Origin of the sequence: Pseudoalteromonas aliena SW19 (assembly GCF_014905615.1) — a bacterium.
Classification (GTDB): domain Bacteria; phylum Pseudomonadota; class Gammaproteobacteria; order Enterobacterales; family Alteromonadaceae; genus Pseudoalteromonas; species Pseudoalteromonas aliena.
This window is the reverse complement of record NZ_AQGU01000024.1, coordinates 79,889-100,991: the sequence shown is the minus strand read 5'-3', so window position 1 is coordinate 100,991 and position 21,103 is coordinate 79,889. Positions and strand designations below refer to the sequence as shown.

At 38.4% G+C, this 21,103-nt stretch carries 19 protein-coding genes and 1 pseudogene; 8 read left to right on the top strand and 12 right to left on the bottom strand.

The genetic code is table 11. The features are described 5' to 3' along the window. Positions 1-53: 53 nt before the first annotated feature. The 8 genes from sfsA (at position 54) to PALI_RS05410 (ending at position 6,437) form a co-directional block, all read left to right on the top strand. A complete protein-coding gene (gene sfsA / locus PALI_RS05445; RefSeq protein ID WP_138584018.1) occupies positions 54-773 on the top strand; it encodes a DNA/RNA nuclease SfsA in 720 nt (239 codons plus the stop codon). Positions 774-1,028: 255 nt separating this feature from the next. Beyond that, positions 1,029-1,472 (top strand): RNA polymerase-binding protein DksA, encoded by a 444-nt coding sequence (dksA, locus tag PALI_RS05440; RefSeq protein ID WP_077535821.1) that lies wholly within the window; start codon positions 1,029-1,031, stop codon positions 1,470-1,472. A gap of 20 nt (positions 1,473-1,492) precedes the next feature. Further along, entirely contained in the window at positions 1,493-2,437 is a 945-nt protein-coding gene (gene gluQRS / locus PALI_RS05435) for a tRNA glutamyl-Q(34) synthetase GluQRS (protein ID WP_138584017.1), read from the top strand. Positions 2,438-2,583: 146 nt separating this feature from the next. Further along, complete coding sequence (pcnB, locus tag PALI_RS05430) at positions 2,584-4,008, top strand: polynucleotide adenylyltransferase PcnB (protein ID WP_193155158.1); 1,425 nt, start codon at positions 2,584-2,586, stop codon at positions 4,006-4,008. 1 nt (position 4,009) lies between these two features. Next, positions 4,010-4,495 (top strand): 2-amino-4-hydroxy-6-hydroxymethyldihydropteridine diphosphokinase, encoded by a 486-nt coding sequence (gene folK, locus PALI_RS05425; RefSeq protein ID WP_077535824.1) that lies wholly within the window; start codon positions 4,010-4,012, stop codon positions 4,493-4,495. A 31-nt stretch (positions 4,496-4,526) separates the two neighbouring features. After that, positions 4,527-5,321, top strand: coding sequence for a 3-methyl-2-oxobutanoate hydroxymethyltransferase (panB, locus tag PALI_RS05420; RefSeq protein ID WP_193155157.1), 795 nt, complete (start codon positions 4,527-4,529; stop codon positions 5,319-5,321). Beyond that, positions 5,321-6,169, top strand: coding sequence for a pantoate--beta-alanine ligase (gene panC / locus PALI_RS05415; RefSeq protein WP_193155155.1), 849 nt, complete (start codon positions 5,321-5,323; stop codon positions 6,167-6,169). The genes panB and panC overlap by 1 nt, the downstream gene beginning before the upstream one ends. Before the next feature lie 31 nt (positions 6,170-6,200). Then, on the top strand, positions 6,201-6,437 hold the full coding sequence (locus PALI_RS05410) for a hypothetical protein (RefSeq protein ID WP_193155154.1): 237 nt from the start codon (positions 6,201-6,203) through the stop codon (positions 6,435-6,437). 234 nt (positions 6,438-6,671) lie between these two features. On the opposite strand, the gene PALI_RS05405 is transcribed toward PALI_RS05410, so the two are convergent. The 12 genes and pseudogenes from PALI_RS05405 to PALI_RS05350 all read right to left on the bottom strand — a co-directional run bounded on the left by PALI_RS05405 (position 6,672) and on the right by PALI_RS05350 (position 20,853). Then, entirely contained in the window at positions 6,672-7,640 is a 969-nt protein-coding gene (locus PALI_RS05405; RefSeq protein WP_138584298.1) for a PstS family phosphate ABC transporter substrate-binding protein, read from the bottom strand. A gap of 106 nt (positions 7,641-7,746) precedes the next feature. Next, positions 7,747-9,063: a phosphate regulon sensor histidine kinase PhoR gene (phoR, locus tag PALI_RS05400; protein ID WP_193155151.1), complete on the bottom strand. Its 1,317-nt coding sequence runs from the start codon at positions 9,061-9,063 to the stop codon at positions 7,747-7,749. A gap of 65 nt (positions 9,064-9,128) precedes the next feature. Then, the gene (gene phoB, locus PALI_RS05395) at positions 9,129-9,818 is read right to left on the bottom strand and encodes a phosphate regulon transcriptional regulator PhoB (RefSeq protein ID WP_006791869.1); all 690 of its coding nucleotides are present in this window, start codon (positions 9,816-9,818) and stop codon (positions 9,129-9,131) included. Positions 9,819-10,680: 862 nt separating this feature from the next. Beyond that, complete coding sequence (gene fba / locus PALI_RS05390) at positions 10,681-11,745, bottom strand: class II fructose-bisphosphate aldolase (protein WP_182701777.1); 1,065 nt, start codon at positions 11,743-11,745, stop codon at positions 10,681-10,683. A 199-nt stretch (positions 11,746-11,944) separates the two neighbouring features. After that, entirely contained in the window at positions 11,945-13,120 is a 1,176-nt protein-coding gene (locus PALI_RS05385) for a phosphoglycerate kinase (protein WP_077535831.1), read from the bottom strand. A 69-nt stretch (positions 13,121-13,189) separates the two neighbouring features. Beyond that, positions 13,190-14,206 (bottom strand): erythrose-4-phosphate dehydrogenase, encoded by a 1,017-nt coding sequence (gene epd, locus PALI_RS05380; protein ID WP_138584953.1) that lies wholly within the window; start codon positions 14,204-14,206, stop codon positions 13,190-13,192. 135 nt (positions 14,207-14,341) lie between these two features. After that, positions 14,342-14,632 carry a hypothetical protein gene (locus tag PALI_RS05375; RefSeq protein WP_226894499.1) on the bottom strand — a complete coding sequence of 97 codons (291 nt, stop codon included), beginning with the start codon at positions 14,630-14,632 and terminating at the stop codon, positions 14,342-14,344. A gap of 15 nt (positions 14,633-14,647) precedes the next feature. Next, a complete protein-coding gene (locus PALI_RS05370; protein WP_193155149.1) occupies positions 14,648-15,370 on the bottom strand; it encodes an SIMPL domain-containing protein in 723 nt (240 codons plus the stop codon). A gap of 152 nt (positions 15,371-15,522) precedes the next feature. After that, positions 15,523-15,882: pseudogene (locus PALI_RS05365) on the bottom strand (3'-5' exonuclease); the annotation flags it as partial. A 692-nt stretch (positions 15,883-16,574) separates the two neighbouring features. Continuing rightward, positions 16,575-18,251: a methyl-accepting chemotaxis protein gene (locus tag PALI_RS05360; protein WP_226894498.1), complete on the bottom strand. Its 1,677-nt coding sequence runs from the start codon at positions 18,249-18,251 to the stop codon at positions 16,575-16,577. A gap of 55 nt (positions 18,252-18,306) precedes the next feature. After that, positions 18,307-18,771 carry a hypothetical protein gene (locus PALI_RS05355; protein WP_193155148.1) on the bottom strand — a complete coding sequence of 155 codons (465 nt, stop codon included), beginning with the start codon at positions 18,769-18,771 and terminating at the stop codon, positions 18,307-18,309. Positions 18,772-19,581: 810 nt separating this feature from the next. Further along, entirely contained in the window at positions 19,582-20,853 is a 1,272-nt protein-coding gene (locus PALI_RS05350) for an IS4 family transposase (protein WP_193155146.1), read from the bottom strand. Positions 20,854-21,103 lie beyond the last annotated feature (250 nt).

Sequence of the window (21,103 nt, the reverse complement as noted above, 5' to 3'; positions counted from 1 at the left end):
GATAAATAACATAAACCACACTGCTGTGCAGTATTTACGCTTTGGAAGTTATCATGAAGTACACGCCAACTCTGCAACCTGCCACCTTGTTAAAGCGCTACAAACGTTTTTTAGCTGATTTACAACTAAGTGACGGCTCAGAATTTACCGCCCATTGCGCTAATACAGGTAAAATGACCGGATGTGCAGATCCAGGTTTTACGGCTTTTTATTCAACAAGCGACAACGCTAAACGAAAATACCCACATTCATTAGAGCTTACGCAAAATAATTTAACGCAACTTATTTGTGTAAACACAGCAATGGCTAATAAAGTAGTCGAAGAAGCAATAAACAATAACGTGATAAGTGAGCTCACCGACTACGAACAATTACAAAGTGAAGTAAAATATGGCAATGAAAACAGCCGTATCGACTTTTTGCTTACAAGCAACAATAAACCTAACTGCTATGTAGAAGTGAAGTCTGTCACCTTGCTGAGCCAAAACAACCCAAACAGCGGGCAAGGTTATTTTCCCGATGCACAAACACTGCGCGGACAAAAACACCTACGTGAGCTCATAGAGGTGGTCGAACAAGGTCATCGCGCCGTATTACTGTTTGCCGTTTTGCATGAAGGAATAAATACAGTAAGTGCGGCCGCACATATTGATGAAAAGTATGCCAAGCTATTAAGCCAAGCAATAACGGCTGGTGTTGAAGTACTAGCATACAAAGCAGCAATTTCAGCTCATGATGTTTTACTTCATAAAAAAATCGCATTTGTAGAATAATCGATAAGATTAAACATAGTAATTATAATAATTAACTTGTTTTTAAAGTTTTTGCCCACATAACTAGGCAAGTTTTAAAAAGCGAATACATGAATGAATAAAAGTGTAAATAAACGATTAATACACTTTTTGATCAGTAAACATGGTTGAAGCTAATTCGATTAATTAAAAATAAATTTGCCTAGGGTATAAGATTCTGTTATTTATACCGCCGGCTAATGCTGAGGCATTAAATTAAGGATTTAGGAGAGAATTATGCCAGACCAAAAGAAACATGGTTTATTGGCTCAAGCCGGTTTAGAACCATACCAAGAAAAACCAGGTGAAGAGTACATGAATGATGCACAACGTGCTCATTTTAGAACGATTTTAGAAACTTGGCGTAACGATCTTCGCAATGAAGTTGATCGCACTAAGTCGCACATGCAAGATGAAGCAGCCAACTTTCCTGACCCAGTTGACCGCGCAGCGCAAGAAGAAGAGTTCTCTTTAGAACTTAGAACGCGTGACCGCGAACGTAAATTAATCAAAAAAATTGAAAAAACAATTAATTTGATTAAAGAAGATGATTTTGGCTTTTGTGAGTCTTGTGGTATTGAAATTGGCATTCGCCGCTTAGAAGCGCGCCCAACTGCCGATTTATGCGTAGACTGTAAAACGCTTGCTGAAATCAAAGAAAAGCAATCTGGACGCAGCTAATTAACCTCTATTAATTAGTTATGTCTCCTACAGCCGTTACTGCGCCTATGCGTAAATATCGCGGTCGTTTTGCACCGTCTCCTTCTGGGCCATTACATTTTGGCTCACTTGTAGCGGCTGTGGGTAGTTACCTTGATGCTAAAGCAAACAAAGGTAAGTGGTTGGTCCGTATCGAAGATATAGACACCACCCGCGTTATAAAAAACGCGGATACCGACATCCTTAATACTTTACAAGCCTATGCCCTGTACTGGGATGAACCCGTTGTGTATCAAACGCAGCGCCTTACTCTCTATCAAGAAATTGTTGACTCTCTCCTAAAGCAGCAACTTGTTTACGGCTGCAACTGTACCCGCAAACAAATAAAAGCACTTGGGGGAATTTACCAAGGTCATTGCAAATCGCTCAATAACACTATTGATTCGAGTGCATTACGTTTAACCCAGTGTCATGCAATGACTCAATTTAATGATTTAATTCAAGGCGATATAACCGTTAATACCGCCCTCGCCCATGAGGATTATTTAATTAAACGTAGCGATGGCTTATTTGCATATCAACTTGTTGTGGTTGTTGATGATATTGAGCAAGGCATTAATCGTGTTGTTAGAGGCGCCGATTTAATTGAGCCAACAGCACGGCAAATTAGTTTGTTTAAGCAGCTAAATGCAGCGATACCTGAATTTGCCCATTTACCGTTAGCTGTGGCAGAGCCTGGATTTAAACTATCTAAACAAAACTATGCCCCAGCTATCAGTAAAAGCAACCCAAAACCAGCCTTAATAAGTGCATTTGAGTTTTTAGGGCTGCCCACTCATGCCAATTTAATGGATTTATCTATTGAGCAACTCATGGCTTGGGGAGTCGATACATTTAGCTTAAAACAAGTTCCACGCGTGCCTGAAATACAAATTTCTCAACATCCAACTAGCCAAGTCATCCAATTTACTCTATTAAGTAAATAAAAATTGCTAAAAACAGCTTAATTTCAACACATCAACTTAATTTTTAAACCCTGCTGGTATATGATAGCCGCCTAAATATATGCTATTTACGTTAAACAGCAAGTGATGCGTTATAACACCAACTACTTGCTGTAATTTTGATTGCGATGGCGAGCCAATCAACACCTTCTAGGAGACAGATTATTATTTCCAAGCTTTTTCAATTTTGCAGACAAATAATCGGCCCAAATACCAGTGCCGAAAACGCCTCTGTAAGCAGCGAACCTTTAGTGATCACTCGTGGTGAGCATGGTATTTCTCGCAAACAATTTAGCCCAAATGCAATCAAAGTACTTTATCGTTTAAAAGACGGTGGTTACGATGCCTACTTAGTTGGTGGTTGTATTCGCGATATATTGTTAGGCCAGCAGCCAAAAGATTTTGATGTTGTTACCAATGCCACCCCAGATCAAGTAAAAAAACTATTTAGAAATTGTCGCTTAATAGGCCGCCGTTTTCGTTTAGCACATATTGTATTTGGCCGTGAAATTATTGAAGTGGCGACAATGCGTGGACACCACGAAGCGCCAGAAGATAAAAACCAAATAAGCCAGTCAAGCGATCAAGGTCAATTACTACGTGATAACGTATTTGGCAGTATTGAAGAAGACGCCGAGCGTCGTGATTTTTCTATCAATGCCCTTTATTACTCTATTAACGATTTTAGTATTCACGATTACGCTAACGGTTTAGCTGCAATTAAAGCAAAACAAATTGAACTGATTGGCGATCCTGAAACACGTTACCGTGAAGACCCTGTACGCATGTTACGTGCAGTTCGCTTTGCGACCAAACTTGACATGAGTATCGCGCCAAAAAGTGAAAAGCCTATCGCTGAATTAGCAAGTTTACTTGATAATATTCCGCCAGCGCGTTTGTTTGAAGAAGTACTAAAACTGTTTTTAAACGGCAAAGCTGAAGCAAACTTTTTAATGCTACGTAAATATGGCTTGTTCAAAGCGTTATTTCCGGAACTTGATCAAATTTTAGACCAGAACCCTAATGGTCTTGAACATATGTTAGTTCAGCAAATGTTCCAAAATACCGACAAACGTATCATTGCTGATAAAAAAGTAACGCCTGCATTTATCTTTGCTGCATTACTTTGGTTCCCGTTATTAAAACACACTAAACAAATTCAAGAACGAGAGCAGGTACTTGAGTACGATGCTTTTGCACAGGCAATGAACAAAGTACTAAGCGAAAGTGCGCAACATATTGCAGTACCAAAGCGCTTTACACTTGGTGCGCGCGATATTTGGCACATTCAGCATCGTTTAGATAAGCGAGCTGGTCAACGAGCTTACAGATTAACGCAACAACCTCGCTTTAAAGCCGCTTACGACTTTTTATTATTACGCGTAAGTGCAGGCGAAACACTGCATACAGAGCTTGCACAGTGGTGGACACAATACCTGGGCCAAGATATAAATGGCCAAAAAGACATGGTTAAAAATCTAGGTCATCAAGGGGGTCCAAAACCACGTAAACGACCTCGCCGCCGCGCACCTAAAAAGCCAACAGAGCAATAATATGCACTGTGTTTATTTAGGTTTAGGTGCTAATTTAAACTCACCAAAAGAGCAACTTGATAATGCGATAACCGCAATCAAGCAATTGTCTTTTTGTGAGTTTGTGAGCGTATCGCATTACTATGCGAGTAAACCTATGGGCCCGCAAGATCAACCCGACTACATAAATGCCGTTGCGTGTATTAAAACAAGCCTTGAACCAGAACAGCTCCTTGATTTAACACAACGCATAGAACTTGAGCACGGCCGTGTTAGAAAAGCCGAGCGTTGGGGCCCTCGCACACTTGATATAGACACCTTATTATTTGGCGATCGAGTAATAAATACCGAACGTTTAACCGTTCCACATTACGGTTTAAACGTTCGTGAGTTTGTAGTGTATCCACTATTAGAGCTGGCACCTGAACTTATTTTACCTAGCGGTGTTGCATTACAAGCTATTGCAGATAACTTACCGCTCAACGACTTACAGCAATTACCTCTGTAATTAACTTAGGCTGATGCCTGCGAGGAATATTATGTCTAAAATCACCGTTTCTACTTTAAATAAAATGAAAGCAGAAAATAACAAAATTACTGCGTTAACGGCATACGACGCCAGTTTTGCAAAGTTATTTCATGATAACGGCGTTGAAGTTATTTTAGTAGGCGACTCTCTAGGCATGGTGCTGCAAGGTGGCGATGACACCCTGGGTGTAACCAACCAAGATATTGCATACCACACCCGTTGTGTACGTGCGGGTAGTCGTGAATTATTTGTGATTGCAGACTTGCCATTTATGACCTACTCAAGCGTGAGTGATACGTGTAAAAATGCCGCTGAGCTAATGCGTGCTGGCGCGAATATGATAAAGCTCGAAGGCGGAGAATGGCTTTACGAGAGTATTAAAACGCTTACGCAACAAGGCATTCCTGTGTGTGGCCATTTAGGCCTTACACCGCAGTCTGTTCATGTATTTGGTGGTTTTAAAATACAAGGTCGTGAAGCAGCTCAAGCACAAAAAATAATTGATGATGCAAAAGCACTCGAAGCCGCAGGCGCACAATTATTAGTACTTGAATGCATTCCAAGCGCCCTCGCAAAGCGTATTACAGATGCACTAAGCATCCCAACTATTGGCATTGGTGCAGGCAGCTTAACTGATGGCCAAATATTGGTAATGCATGATCTCGTTGGTATTTCAGCGGGCTATATTCCTAAATTTTCTAAAAACTTTTTATTGGAAACAGGCAATATGCCTCAAGCTGTTCAAAAATATTGTACCGACGTTAAAAGTGGCGCATTTCCTAGCGCTGAACATGAGTTTAAATAATGCAGTCAATCACTGAAATAAAATCGTTACGTAGTCAAATTAAGGCATGGCGCCAAGCTGGTCTTAGCGTGGCACTTGTGCCAACTATGGGTAACTTGCACCGTGGGCATTATTCTCTAGTAGAGAAAGCAAAAACACTGGCCGATAAAGTGGTTGTTAGTATTTTTGTAAATCCGATGCAGTTTGGCGCGAATGAAGATTTAGACAACTACCCTCGAACGCTCAACGAAGATAAACATGGCCTTGCAGAGCTAGGCACTGATATTGTATTTACCCCAAGTGTAAACACAATCTACCCAAATGGATTGGGTGCGCAAAGCTTTGTAGATGTGCCGGGTATTTCATTAGGTTATTGCGGTGGCTCACGCCCAGGCCACTTTAGAGGTGTTGCAACGGTTGTTACTAAGTTATTTAACTTAGTTCAACCTGATTACGCCTGCTTTGGCGAAAAAGATTTTCAACAACTGCAAGTAATTAAAACGATGGCGCATGACTTGTCTATTCCGGTAGAAATTATTGGTGTACCTACAATGCGTGAAGTTTCTGGCCTTGCTATGAGTTCGCGTAATGGTTACTTATCAGATGAGCAAAAACAAACTGCAACGGTTTTATTTAACACATTAAAACATTGCGCTGAGCAGTTAAAAAACGGCAAAAAAGACTTTGTACAGCTTGAAGACGCAGCAAAACAAAGCCTAGAACAGGCTGGCTTAAAACCAGATTATTTTGAGATAGCTCAACGAGATACATTAAAAACTGCTAAACTCAAAGATACCAAGTTTATTATTTTAGCCGCAGCCTATTTTGGTAATGTTAGATTGATCGACAACATACAGGTCGAAATTTAATATTATTGCGACTCACTTTTTAAGGATTAACATGCACACTTTAATAAAAACAAGCGTAGTCGCCCTAGCTTTTGTATTTTTAGCCGGTTGCCAAAATAAGATAGAAAATCCAGAACTTAATCAATGTGCTCAACAAAACTATCAGTGCGAAAGCACCTGCGAGCAGCAATCAAGTGGCGAAGGTTTAAAACTGCAAGTATGCTCAGGAAAATGTGTTGAAAGCTATAACCAATGCAAAGCTCAGGCAGAAAAATTAGGTAGTATTTAATTCCCTAAAGTTTTTAGTTTTAGGCACAAAAAAACCGCTCAATGAGTGGTTTTTTATTACTTATGGTTTATTATACCAATTTTATTAAAAACATGATCATTCTAGCGTATTAAATAACTCACTCACTACGTTAAAAATTATGATACATAGAACAACTATGTATCATAATTTTAGCCTTGTTATTGCGCTATTTTCTTATCGCTATAATAGCTCACTAATTTAATGCAATTGGTATTAGTTTAAACCAAGCTTTTTAAGCTCTACTTTAACTAACTTTGCAGATAGTGGTACATACCCATCTTTTTCTACAATTTGCTGACCATCTTTTGAAAGTACCATTCTTAAAAATTGTTCTTCCATAGGTGATAGCGGTTTATTTGGGTGCTTGTTCACGTAAACATATAAAAAGCGAGACAGTGGATACTTACCTTGAGCAACGTTATCTAGTGTTGCATCAACAAAGTTATCGCCTTTTTTAGCAAGTGGCACTGTACGTACGCCCGATGTTTTATAACCAATACCAGAATAACCAATTGCATTTAGTGACGATGAAATTGATTGTACTACTGATGCAGAACCTGGTTGCTCATTTACATTGTTACGGAAATCACCTTTACACAATGCTTTTTTCTTAAAGTAACCGTATGTACCTGATACCGAGTTACGTCCATAAAGTTGAATATCGCGTGCTGCCCAGTTACCTGTTAAACCAACTTCACTCCAACGATTTACTTGCTCAGAAGCACCACACTTACGAGTAGATGAGAAAATAGCATCTACTTGGTCAATACGAAGACCTTCAATTGGGTTATCTTTGTGTACGTAAACAGCAAGTGCATCAATAGCTACGCGAACTGCTGTTGGTTTGTAACCGTAACGTTTTTCAAACGCTTCGATTTCTTTTGATTTCATTGCACGGCTCATTGGACCTAGGTTAGCAGTACCTTCGGTTAATGCAGGTGGTGCAGTAGATGAACCTGCGGCTTGAATTTGAATATTTACATTTGGGTAAATACGTTTATATTCTTCAGCCCAGAACGTCATCATGTTGGCTAAAGTGTCAGAGCCTACCGATGAAAAGTTACCTGAAACACCACTAATTTTTTGGTACTCAGGGATATCTTTGTCTAGTGCAACTGCTTGTGCAGATACGAAAGTTGTAACAGCCACACCCATTGCGGCAACTAAGTTTTTAAATCTCATGGTGGATTCTCCGGTTTGTTCGTTCCATTTTCTAACTGTTGCCCACTCTAAAGTGAGTACATGACAGTTAGATTACTCTTAAGTGACACTTTTATGACTTTACTTATCAAGCTATTTCTTTAGCTAATGGAACTATCTTATCTATTGAAAAACAAAAAGAAAAACACGACCCTTTAGCTAATTCGCTAGTAATATTTAACTGGCTATCATGGCGGGTTAGTACGTGTTTTGTAATTGCAAGGCCTAAGCCTGACCCCCCCGTTGTTCTACTACGTGCTTTATCTACTCGATAAAAACGTTCAGTTAAACGGTTAATATGTTCTGCGGCGATACCATCACCATTGTCGGTTACTGTAAAACACGCCTGATCATTTTTACGTTGCCAGCACACGTTTACTTTACCGCCAGGTTTTGTGTAATGAATTGCATTAAATACCAAATTAGAAAACGCACTACGTAGCTCATCCTCAGAACCTTTAATATCTAAACGGTCATCTATATCAAAAATCAGTTCGTGGCCTTTATCCTGATTAATTGATTGCGCTTCGGTTTTAATATAACTAAGTAACAGAGGGACATTAATCGCTTTATCGTTATCTTGACGGCGTGCGCCCTCAATACGCGAAAGCGATAATAACTGACTCACTAAACTGTCCATGCGTTTACATTGCTCAAGCATGGTTTTTTGCGCTTTACCCCACATAGCCGGTGGCGGCATCATGTCGCTATCCATCATCTCAAGATAGCCTGTAACGACTGTAAGCGGTGTACGTAGCTCATGTGATACATTGGCAACAAAGTCTTTACGCATTTGTTCTAGCTGCTTCAACCTCGTTACATCACGCACCACAACCATAAGCTGTGTGCTTGCGTACGGCATAACCCTAAACTCAAGTATTTGTTCTACAGCATGCCCGTTATCAAGTTCGAGAGCATCGTCAAATTCACCTTTGTGCATGTATTTAGCAAACTTAGGCTCACGAATTAAATTATCAAGCCGTTGACCATGATCGGTTGGCCACTGCAGACCAAGTACTTTAAGCGCTAATTGGTTGCACCAGACAATACTTAAATCATTTTGTAATACGATAACGGCATCGGGTACGGCTTCAGCTCCATCGCGAAAACGACGAATTAAATCGGCAAGTTCATTACGTTTTTTACGGTTGCGATGTTGCAGGTGGTAAATGCCTTCAAATACTTGTTCCCACGCGCCTTCACCTTCAGGCGGATTAAAACTGCGCTGATTTAAAAGCCAATCGCTCAAACGGTATAGTTGATGGTAATGCCAAATAAGGAGGGAAAAAGATCCTAAAAATAAAAGCAAAAATGGTGCGCCAACTAGCACACCAATTAGTAGTAAGGGTAAAAAATAGATAAACAGACGCTTTACTAACGCCTGCTTATTAACAACTCGATACATACACTCACTTTACCTTAGAGTAGTAATACACACGTACGTTACAAATAAGTTTCTTTTTCAATATATTATAGTTTACTCGAAAAACGATAGCCCGCGCCACGTACAGTTTGCACCAAGCGATCATGCCCTAACGGGCCAATTGCTTTACGCAGCCGACGAATATGCACATCAACCGTTCGATCTTCTACATAAACATTAGTGCCCCATACATGATCAAGTAGTTGTTCACGGCTATAAACACGCTCTGGGTGAGTCATAAAAAAGTGCAGTAATCTAAACTCAGTTGGCCCCATATCAAGTTCATTTCCTTCTGAGGTAACTCGATGCGAAATAGGGTCTAAACGTAAGCCATGCACTTCTATAGCTTCCTCTAGCGAGGTTGGTGACACACGGCGAATAACTGCTTTAATACGCGCCATTAATTCTTTCGGCGAAAACGGCTTGGTAACGTAATCATCTGCACCTACTTCAAGGCCACGTACTTTATCTTCTTCTTCGCCACGGGCTGTAAGCATAATAATTGGGATTTGGCGGGTATGTTCGTTTTGCTTAAACTTTTTAGCAATTTGAATACCGCTACCACCAGGTAACATCCAATCAAGTAAAACCATATCTGGGTACGGCTCTACCATGGCTGCAATAGCAGAGTCGTAATCTTCTGCTTCAATTGCTTGAAATCCATTTTGCTCTAAAACAAAAACTAACATCTCCCTGATAGGAGCTTCGTCATCTACGACTAGTACTTTACGTGACATTCCAATTTATCTCTTAGGCTATCGAATTAGTTTTCATTATTATGACTAAGTATGACATTTTTATGAAAGTGTAACGTGTAAATTAAAATGATGGTAAAAAAAACACAAAATAGTGACAAAAAAACTCATTAACGTCATATTCTTAAAATCTTTATAATATTTGAGTCAGTAAAAAAGTGATTTACGATAAATTTACAAAATGTAGTTTTTAGACTTTTAGATCATTTTATTTATTGATCTGGGTAGCCAATTTATTGGGATCATTATTTTACTAACAAAGCTGTTTTTATAGATCGATGTTTTTTAAATAACTAAATAGTCATTTAAAAACCTATAAATATGCTGATATAACAATCAGAATGTACATTAATAGATCTAATTTTTACTAAGCAAAAGGTAAAGGATCAAATTTTTACCAAGCAGATCCACCTCCAGATCAGAGTTGTACCTAGTCAAAATTATAAGTTGTTGATTGTTTGTACAAATAAATAACAATCAGATTATTTTTGAGTCTAAAAGCCCATCAAAGTGCTATTGGCTTAGTAAAGCAATGATCCAAAAATAGCTTTGTTAGTAAACCGGTGATCCCAAATAAATACGTTATACCAATCTGCTTATATATGGGGTCTATTTAACGTTAAGAAAATTACGCTAGAACTAGGCAAAAATTTTTGTATCTAGTTGTTCTAAATAAAAATTTTTAACGACGTTATAGTGCAATTTAATTCATTAAATTGATCAAAGATTTATGCAGATTGGTATCAGTAATACTGTGATCTATTCACCGCAATCATCACATATTAAAAAAGCCAATAACAAGGTTACTGGCTTTTTTAATTAAACGGTTATAAACAACGATCTATTATCTAATCTTAGGATCTAGCTCGCCGCTTAAGTATTTAAGATGCATCTCATCGAGTGAAATTGGTTTAATTTTACTTGCCTGACCAGAGGTACCAAACGAGTTATAGCGTGCAACACAAATCTCTGTCATTGCTTTAGTTGCTTCAGCTAGGTATTTACGTGGATCGAAGTTAGATGGGTTTAACGCCATATGACGACGAATTGCACCGGTAGATGCTAAACGCAAGTCGGTATCAATATTGACCTTACGCACACCAAATTTAATACCTTCAACAATTTGCTCTACTGGTACACCATACGTTTCTGGAATTTCACCACCGTACTGGTTAATTATTTCTAACCATTCTTGTGGAACAGAAGACGAACCATGCATTACTAAATGCGTATTAGGAATACGTGCATGAATTGCTTTAATACGATCAATTGCTAAAATATCATCGGTTGGTGGACGCGTAAATTTATAAGCACCATGCGATGTACCACAAGCAATTGCAAGTGCATCAACGTGTGTTTTATTTACAAAATCAGCCGCTTCTTCAGGATCTGTTAGCATTTGCTCAGTTGTTAAAATACCTTCTGCGCCAACGCCATCTTCTTCGCCTGCTTCACCCGTTTCAAGTGAACCAAGTACACCTAGCTCGCCTTCAACCGATACGCCACAAGCATGCGCCATAGCAACAGTTTCGCGGGTCACGTTTACATTGTATTCGTAGCTTGAAGGAGTTTTGCCGTCGCTCATTAACGAGCCATCCATCATTACAGATGAAAAACCAAGCTGAATTGAACGCTGACATACACCTGGCGATGTGCCGTGATCTTGGTGCATAACAACGGGGATATGTGGCCATTCTTCAACGGCTGCTAAAATCATATGACGAATAAATGGAGCACCAGCATAAGCACGTGCGCCCGCTGATCCCTGCACGATTACTGGGCTGTTTGTTTTGTCTGCCGCTTCCATTATTGCGCGCATTTGCTCTTGATTGTTAACGTTAAAAGCAGGTACGCCGTAACCATGCTCTGCTGCATGATCTAAAAGTTGTCGCATACTGATTAAAGCCATTGGGTATTCTCCAATTTATCGATAGTAGTTCCCTACTATCTAGTTTGAACGGATTTGTTAGTTTGGCGTTATTACAACGCCACGAAAAACCACTGCTTTGCAGTAATATTCCGTATAAATTAACTATTAAATTAGGGTGAGAGGTATTTAATAATTAATTGTCGGCGAGGGTTATTACCCTCACCTTACGCAACTAAAATTACTTAGCGCGAGATTCTAGCATTTCAACTGCTGGCAGCTTTTTGCCTTCTAAAAACTCTAAGAACGCACCACCACCGGTAGAAATATAAGATATTTTGTCGCTAATGCCGTATTTATCAATCGCAGCTAAGGTATCACCACCACCAGCAATTGAAAATGCATTTGAGTTAGCAATCGCTTGTGCAATAGCACGTGTGCCATTACCAAACTGATCAAACTCAAACACACCAACAGGGCCATTCCATACAACCGTGCCCGCATTTGCAATAATTTTTGCAAGTTTGCTTGCTGTATCAGGACCAATATCAAAAATCATATCGTCGCTTGTTACTTCGCTTACATCTTTAAGCGTAGCCACTGCAGAGTCAGAAAATTCATTACCTACCACTACATCTGTAGGTACTGGAATTTCGCCATCGTTTGCTTTAGCTGCTGCACATAAACGGTTTGCTTCATCCATTAAATCGGCTTCATAAAGCGATTTACCAACAGGATGACCTGCTGCTGCAATAAAAGTATTAGCAATACCACCACCGGTTACAAGCTGATCAACAATTTTAGAAAGTGAATCTAAAACAGTTAACTTAGTTGATACCTTTGAGCCACCTACAATCGCTACTAATGGGCGAGCTGGATTATCAAGTGCTTTGCCTAATGCTTCAAGTTCAGCTGATAATAACGGACCTGCACAGGCAACATCAGCAAATAAGCCAACACCATGGGTAGACGCTTGTGCACGATGAGCCGTACCAAATGCATCCATTACGTATACATCACACAGCGCTGCTAGTTGTTTAGATAACGCTTCGTCGTTTTTCTTCTCGCCTTTATTAAAGCGCACGTTTTCAAACACAACGACTTCGTTATCAGCAACATCAACGCCGTTTAGGTAATCTTTTTCTAAGCGTACAGTTTGCTCAAGGGCATCGTTTAAGTAATCAGCTACAGGTGCTAGCGAAAACGCTTCATCATATTCCCCTTCCGTAGGACGGCCAAGGTGTGACATAACCATTACTTTAGCACCCATCTCAAGCGCTAATTTAATAGTAGGTAGTGCTGCACGAATACGCGCATCTGACGTCACTTTACCTGCTTTAACTGGTACATTTAAATCTTCACGAATTAATACGCGTTTGCCGTTTAAATCTAAATCTGCCATTTTTATGACCGACATGAACATCTCCTTAGTTAACGATACTGAACCTGAAAAATACGTTTAAAGTTATTATGTTAATACATCAAATTACTTATTTACTGTCATCATCGCACGCGCGGTATCGAGCATACGATTAGCAAAGCCCCACTCATTATCACACCACACCAATAATTTTATCAGTCGTTTATGACTAACACGTGTTTGCGTGCCATCAATAATACAAGAATGTGGATCGTGATTAAAATCAACTGATACAAGTGGCTCTTCGGTGTAACTTAAAATACCTTCAAGGCGGTCTTTCGCTTGTGCTTTAAGTGCGTTATTTACCGCATTTAAATCCACATCAGCATTAACCGTTACACTCAAATCCATGGCTGTTACATTTATCGTTGGCACACGTACAGCAATGGCTTCAAAGCGACCTTTAAATTTAGGTAATATGCGGTCTATACCACGGGCAAGCTTTGTATCTACCGGAATAATAGACTGACTTGCAGCGCGTGTACGGCGTAAATCATGATGATAACCATCAATCACTTGTTGATCGTTCATCGATGCATGAATGGTTGTAATAGCGCCCGACTCAATACCAAATGCATCATCTAACACTTTAATAACCGGCACAACACAGTTAGTTGTGCACGAGCCGTTAGACACAATAGTATGCTCGTTTTTAAGCTCATCGTCGTTGATACCGTACACAATCGTGGCATCAACATCGTTATCGGCCGGATGCGAAAACAATACCTTTTTAGCGCCTGCGGTAATATGTAACTGCGCGTGTTCACGCGAGTGATAAACCCCTGTACATTCAAGTACAATATCTACATCGAGCGTTTGCCAAGGCAATTCAATAGGGTTTTCTTCACAAAAAAGTGCAATGGTATCACCTGCCACACTAATGGTGTCTTCACCAAGTTTTACAGGGAAAGAGAAACGACCGTGAGATGTGTCGTATTTTAATAAATGAGCAATAGCTTCAGGATCAGCAAGTTCGTTAATCGCAACAATTTTTATATCGTCGCTCAAACCAGACTCGTATAACGCGCGGACAATATTTCGACCAATACGACCAAAACCATTAATTGCAAGTTTGATTGCCATGAAATATAAAATCCACTCTAGTTACGTGCAGATAAAGGCAGTACACCTTTTAGATGGCCGTATTGTAATCGACCTTGGGTCTGATTATAAGAGGGAAGCATTAGAAACTTTGAATTAACATTTAAAAAGTGCCCATTAGAACCCTTTGTTTAAGCAACATATTAACGCTTGTTCAAAAGCCACCGCCAATATTTGTGCTATCTCCTGCACCTCCACCAAAGCTTTAGGCACGTTTACCCTCCTATCTTGCGTACGATAAAATAGCCATAAACCAATTGCTGCAAACAACGGAATTAACCATACTAATAGTATTTGAGCAGCTTTTTGAAACACTTCTAAGTCATCTCGCTTTACCAAAAACACACTCACTATTACATTCAGTAACGCAATAACACCAAATCCAATATATAAATAGTTTAATTCCATTGTGTGTCCTCATTGTTATTTTATTTCTAAATCAAACACTACACTTATTGATGATGTAAAAATGATTGTTTCATCCACATACCGCACCTGTTCAAATGGATTTGAGTTAGCACCCGAACCTGAAAAAATAAAACTCTTAACGTTATTTGTAGGGTATCTTTGATGATTAGCAGTTGAATTAATACTATAAACTTTTCCAAGTTTAGCGCCAAATGCTTCAGCAAGTATGCTTCCCTTAGCTTTGGCGTTATCTATTGCTGCTTGTGTTGCTTTTGCCTCTAATTTAGATCTTTTTGAAGATAAGCTTTCAATTTCCATAACATTATTTATTTTTACGCTTTGTGCAAATTCAATAAAATCATCTGTTCTTTCAATCTCTTTTAACGTTACTTTAATTCTTTTTCGCGCTAGGTACCTTTCACCTGAAACGGTACCTGTTTCTATACCAATCATATTATTTATATGACTTGTTAAACCAGAGATAAAAATATCGCCTTGCTCAATGCCATATTTATCTGCTCCTTTGATTAGCAAATTAACTCGGTTATCAACGTCACGTTTCGCCTCAAGCAACGTATCTTTAGTGCTTATTACTTCAAAAGAAATGTTAGCCATATCAGGCACTGCCAATATCTCAGCAGTACCTTGCACTGCAATATGACGATTAGCAGGTAAGCTTGAATTAGCAAAAGTGATGAGTGGGAATAATGTCAAAAAAATAGCGGTAATGAGTTTCATGTTCATTCCTTGAAGTGATAATTAGTTAAATAATGAGCCCCCCCTGTATCTATAACCATAAAGGCGACAATAAAAGTAAACCGTTTATCATTAAACCTCGATGTTAACCGATAAGGCATTTTATCGTTGGGTGTCGCGGTCCTCTACCCAACCTACGTCAACTCGGCTACTTTTAGCTCTTTACCACGACTTATTTGATGGCACTGGGCTAGCAGTAACTCGGCAGTCGCTTGTGCATCGGTCAATGCATGATGACAATGATAACTTGGTAACTTATAACGTATACGACAGGCATTAAGGGTTAAATCATCTTGTTTTATTTCAGTTGAATGATGGAGTAAGCGCTTTTTCTCGATGTGGAGGGTGTCGAGTATCAGTTTAGGCCGCGTTGTTATATTAGCATTTTTTAAGGCTATTTTTAAAAAGCCCCAATCGAGCATGGCATTATGAAACACTAAAATACAATCACTAAAGTGGCTGCTTAATTGCGTTAGTATACTGTGTAAACTTTGCTCGGTTTTTACTTAACCTGAGCTCTGGTTAAAATATTTACTAATATATTAAATCATAATGATATTTAAATTTATTTTTCTCTAGCCAGAGGTTTTCAGTGAAAACAAGGCGAACTTACGCGTCAATAGCTGGCCTATTGCAAGTAAGTTCAACGTAGTTAGCGCTGAAAATAGCTGCTCGAGATAGATTTATTATTCAAAGTTCAGGTTACTTATTCTTACTAGGATGTAAGCCATTAGAGTACGCAGAAGCAGCTACCGAGCCCACTCGATTACAAACCTCACGCCGTGATTAATTTTGCAGCAGACTGTTTGGTATTTAGGCAAGGCAGAGCCTATGGTGTGTGGTTATTCCCCATAAATAGGCGATAACGCAGCATAAATGCCAAACATGCGCTGCCCTTTGGGTTCTTTCTAGGGACGATTAACTCTTTGTTGCTCGGTTTTTACTTAGCCCACTAGGTTACAAACCTCGCGCCACGATTAAATCGCCCCTAGATTGAACAAATTTCAATCTACAAAGGTCAACACGCCCTAGCACTTGCGTGTTCAATAATTTGGCTTCTAATGTGAAAACTCAACAATCCATAGTTATATTATATAAAAAGTTTTAACAACGTTAGCCCGTAATTAAATCCATTAAATTGTTCAATGGTTTATGCAGATTGTATAAACCCTTAGGAGTTTAAACTTTAAACTTTAAACTTATTTAAATTAATTCTTAAATTAGCAATATATCGGGCGATACTTTCATTTGCTTCTGACGTGTTTTTTGCGCCTGTGGATGTTTCTATTGCAATATCAGTAATATTAATTAAATTCTGATTTATTTCGCTTACAACAGCAGATTGTTCTTCTGCCGCAGTAGCAATTTGCAAGTTCAAGTCAGTAATTTCATTAACTCCGATGGCTGAATTTGCAAATATTTCTGATGTCTCGGTACTTTTTTTAAGACACTCGTCAGCACTACTAATCCCTTTATTCATACTAACAACCGCATTTTTTGCCTCACTTTGTAAGCGAGTAACGAGCCCTTGTATATCAACTGTTGACACTTGTGTTCGTTGAGCAAGTGCCCTCACTTCATCGGCAACAACAGCAAAGCCTCTACCAGTGTCACCTGCGCGAGCAGCTTCTATTGCGGCATTTAAAGCAAGCAAATTAGTTTGTTCAGCAATACTTTGTATTGTATCTAAAACACTGCCGATATTATTTGTTTCAGTAACAAGGCACTCTATTACGGTACTTGCTTCATCTATTTCTTTAGCTAAACGCTGAATAACAACTTTTGCTTCAGAAGCTTCTGCCTTGCCCTTTAATACACGCTCTTTGACTGTTTCTGTAACATCTGAAGCATTCTGAGTATTACTCGCAACTTCTAAAGTCGTGCAGTTCATTTCTTCTACTGCTGTTGAAACCATTTCTGTTTCAGCTTTTTGCTTTTCAACATTAACTAGCGTTTCTTGCATAACAGTTACAGCAAACTTTGATGAGTCATCTAATTGCGATAAATGTATATTAGCTTCACTTATAGTTTCTCTTAGCATTAATAAAAATTTGTTGAAGGCTCTCGCTGTATCGCCAGTTTCATCGCCGGCACTTTCATCAAGCTTTAACGTTAAATCACCATCGCCATCGGCTATTTCAACTAATCTATTTTTTAGCATATTCACAGGCAAAGCGATTGCTCTGCTAATCATATATGATAAAACGATACCCACAATAACGGAGAATATAAATATATAAAGAATAAGGTGAATACCTTGCTTTTCATCATTTTCAGCTTGCAAAGCTGAGTTTAAAGTAAACTGCTGGATCTGAGAGAGTAACGCTACAAGTTTTTCCTCAAATTTATCTTCTGCGACCTCTATTAACTTTATTTTATCATCCAAGCTGCCAACGGATTGCGTTTTAGTGGACTTTATAACGTCATTAATATTCATCGAAATATTTTGGTATTCTTTATTTAAAAGCCTCAAGTCATCCGCTAACGTAGTAAAACTAGCTTTTGCCTCTTCACTGTGTAAATAATCAATAGAATCAGTGACAAATTTTTCTGACTTATTAAATTCATTTTGAATTTTTTGTGTTAGTGACGTGAGTTTATTCTCAATTTTTTCATTGGTGTCATTAGGATCTAAACTTGCGTGTAATAAAGCTCGCTGAAAAAATATCGTTTGTTCCAATTTGTGTTCAGACATTATAGTAAGCATGTTGCTGAGCGGAATATCTCTCTCGGCTATATCAACTAGCTCTATACCAATTTTGTTCATTTGTGTTAAAGATACAATCCCAATTACCATCATTAATAATATTTGGGATATTCCTAGTAGGTATATTTTACGTGTAATAGATAACTTGTTTAACATTTTAGACCCCTTCATATTTTAGGTTTAAACCTAACTTTACTGTTACAAAATAAAGCTAAAAAGGTCGAGTAATAGCTAAACCGATAACAATTGCTTCTTCATCATCAATAAAATCAACGGCTATCGTTGGTGCAATACCAAAATCACCAATATGGAAATCATAAGCTGAACTAATACGATATAAATCCTCATTATGAGGATGTGCTCCGCCTATACGCTCTTCACCATAACCAACGCCTAAACGAATATTTCTAGTCGGATGATAATAAAGTGAAGCTAAAGCAACCGCAGTTCCATCTCCATGATGCGCATCATTTGTTCGCTCATACACCACTCCAGCGCCCCATTCTTGGGTGAGTTTATATTCATACTCAACACCAAACGTGAACCCACTTTCACTGTCAAAATGTGTAGTGCCAATAAAAATGCCGGGAATATGCTTCACTTCATCACCAGCTTGAACCGCTGGAGTCAAAAATATTAAAAAACACGCTGTAAATTTAAAAATTTTATTTTTCATACTTTTCTCTTTCAAATAAGCAGTATTAACTTCGATAAATTTTTAATAGAAAGCACTACTTTAAAAAACATATACCTCTAAAAAGTTAACAAATTAAGTTCAATTTATTAATATATTAGTTTTTTTATAAGATCAGTCAAGTAATAAGAGTGGTACATTTCTAACAAGTAAATACCTTGGGGACGGGCATTTCTACATGTGTAGAATTCACTTTGTCGTGAGTGAGAATTATTATTTAACCTGAACTCTGGTTAAGATATTTACTAACGTATTGAATCATCATGATATTTAAATTTATTTTCTCTAGCCAGAGATTTTCAGTGAAAACAAGGCGAATTTACGCGTCAATAGCGGGCCTATTGCAAGTAAATTCAACGCAGCTAACGCTGAAAATAGCTGCTCTAGATAGATTTATTATCCAGAGTTCAGGTTATTTAGAATATCACCAGCTGATGTTCACAGTGAAGTCCCTTGTAATTATTACCTTAGCTTTAATACCAACCTGCATAAATCTTTGAGCAATTTAACGAATTAAATTGCACTATAACGTCGTTAATTTTTTATTTAGAACAACTAGATACAATTTTTTTGCCTTGGCCATGTTGTTCTTTGTGGATTAAAATTTGTTCAATCTAGGGGCGATTTAATCGCGGCGCGAGGTTTGTAATCGAGTGGGCTCGGTAACTGCTCCTGCGTTACTCTAATGGCTTCCATCCCTGTAAGACCGAGCAAAGCTTCCGCGTCCTGCTCACACCCCTTACCCACATCCATGTCATAGGTAGGTACTTAAGAAAAATATTAAGTACAGCCTTAAAAATTTGGCTCTACCCCATATTGAAATACTCCTGTTTTTCGATCGCGTTTGGGGTGCGCCCTAGCTGCATTTTTCCTCAGAAAGTCAAATGCTCCATTAACTGCATTTAACAATCCTTTCCTATGCTTCCTAATAATCGCTGTTAATATGCTAATCCACCAAACACCCGTTGTTTTTGCTACTGTCATTGTAGACATTTCGGTTTTGAATATCTTTTCAATACAGCCAGTTAAGAACCTTTTAAGCGTGGTTACAATTAAACTTACATAAACTAACGCCTCTTGTAAGGTTGCGCTTGATGTTTGAAAGCCGCGTAAATTATTATAAGACTTACACTCCTTAAAAAGTAATTCAACCTGCCAGCGTAACCTATATAATTTGCCTATTTCAGTCGCTGTAGATTCATCAATAGATAAATTAGTGACTAAAAATGTATATTGTTTTTCTTTTTTTGACCAATACCCAACAACTCTTGTTAGCTTGTTTTTTATGCTAACATGCATATCAATAAGATCATTTTTAGGTAATTCGGGGAGCAATTCACATAACTTTGGGGAATGACTTCCTGTTAATTCCTGTCCATTTTGCTTAAAAGCATTATGTACTCTGACTGCTTTTAATCCTTTCGCTCTTAATACGTAAAACCCTCCTGCTTTATCTAATTCATGAATATAACTACCTGAATAATATCCTCTATCAGCAAGTAACAACTGTCCTTTCAGCTCTTTAAATGTTGGAAGTTCTTCACGTTCAGAGTAACTGTCTGGTGTTATACCTGCTTTTTCAAAGCAACCTTGCGTTAAATTTAAAGTAGCATGCAATTCAATAGCTGCTGGACACGTATTTGAAAATCGCCCAGGAAAAACATCTTTTAAAGAACGATGAAGCATAATAGAGCTACCGTCCTGAATTAAAATATTATCAAACTTGAACAAATCTTTTTTCGTGTACTTAAGCGCATCATTTATCCAACAATTAAAAACTTTATTTGTTACCTCTCGCATTAGTTCCGCTAGTTCAGGTTTAACTAACTGGTTATGAAAAGGCTTATACTTAATAGACTGCCCTGTTAGCTGATTATAAACTCTTAATATTTCGGATAAATAGATCATTTTTTTATCCCCAAGTGCAGCAACAAGACTAACAACCATATGAAGTGCGGTAATATTTCTTTCTCTTTTAGTAAATGCGACTTGTTTACCAAGTCGGTTCAGTTTTTTTTCACTTAGGATACTTTTTAACTTATTAATAAAAATGTTAGCATTCATTTGAAGCTCAATTTCTTAAGATCTTACCTATGACATCCATGTAGTAGGCAACAAAGAGTTAACCGTCCCTAGAAAGAACCCAAAGGACAGCGCATGTTTGGGATTTATGCTGCGTTATCGCCTATTTATGTGAAATAACCACACACCATAGGCTCTGCCTTGCCTAAAAACCAAACACATTGCTGTAAATTCAATCACCAAAGGTCAACATGCCCTAATACTAGCGTGATTTTCTTAACGTTAAATAGAC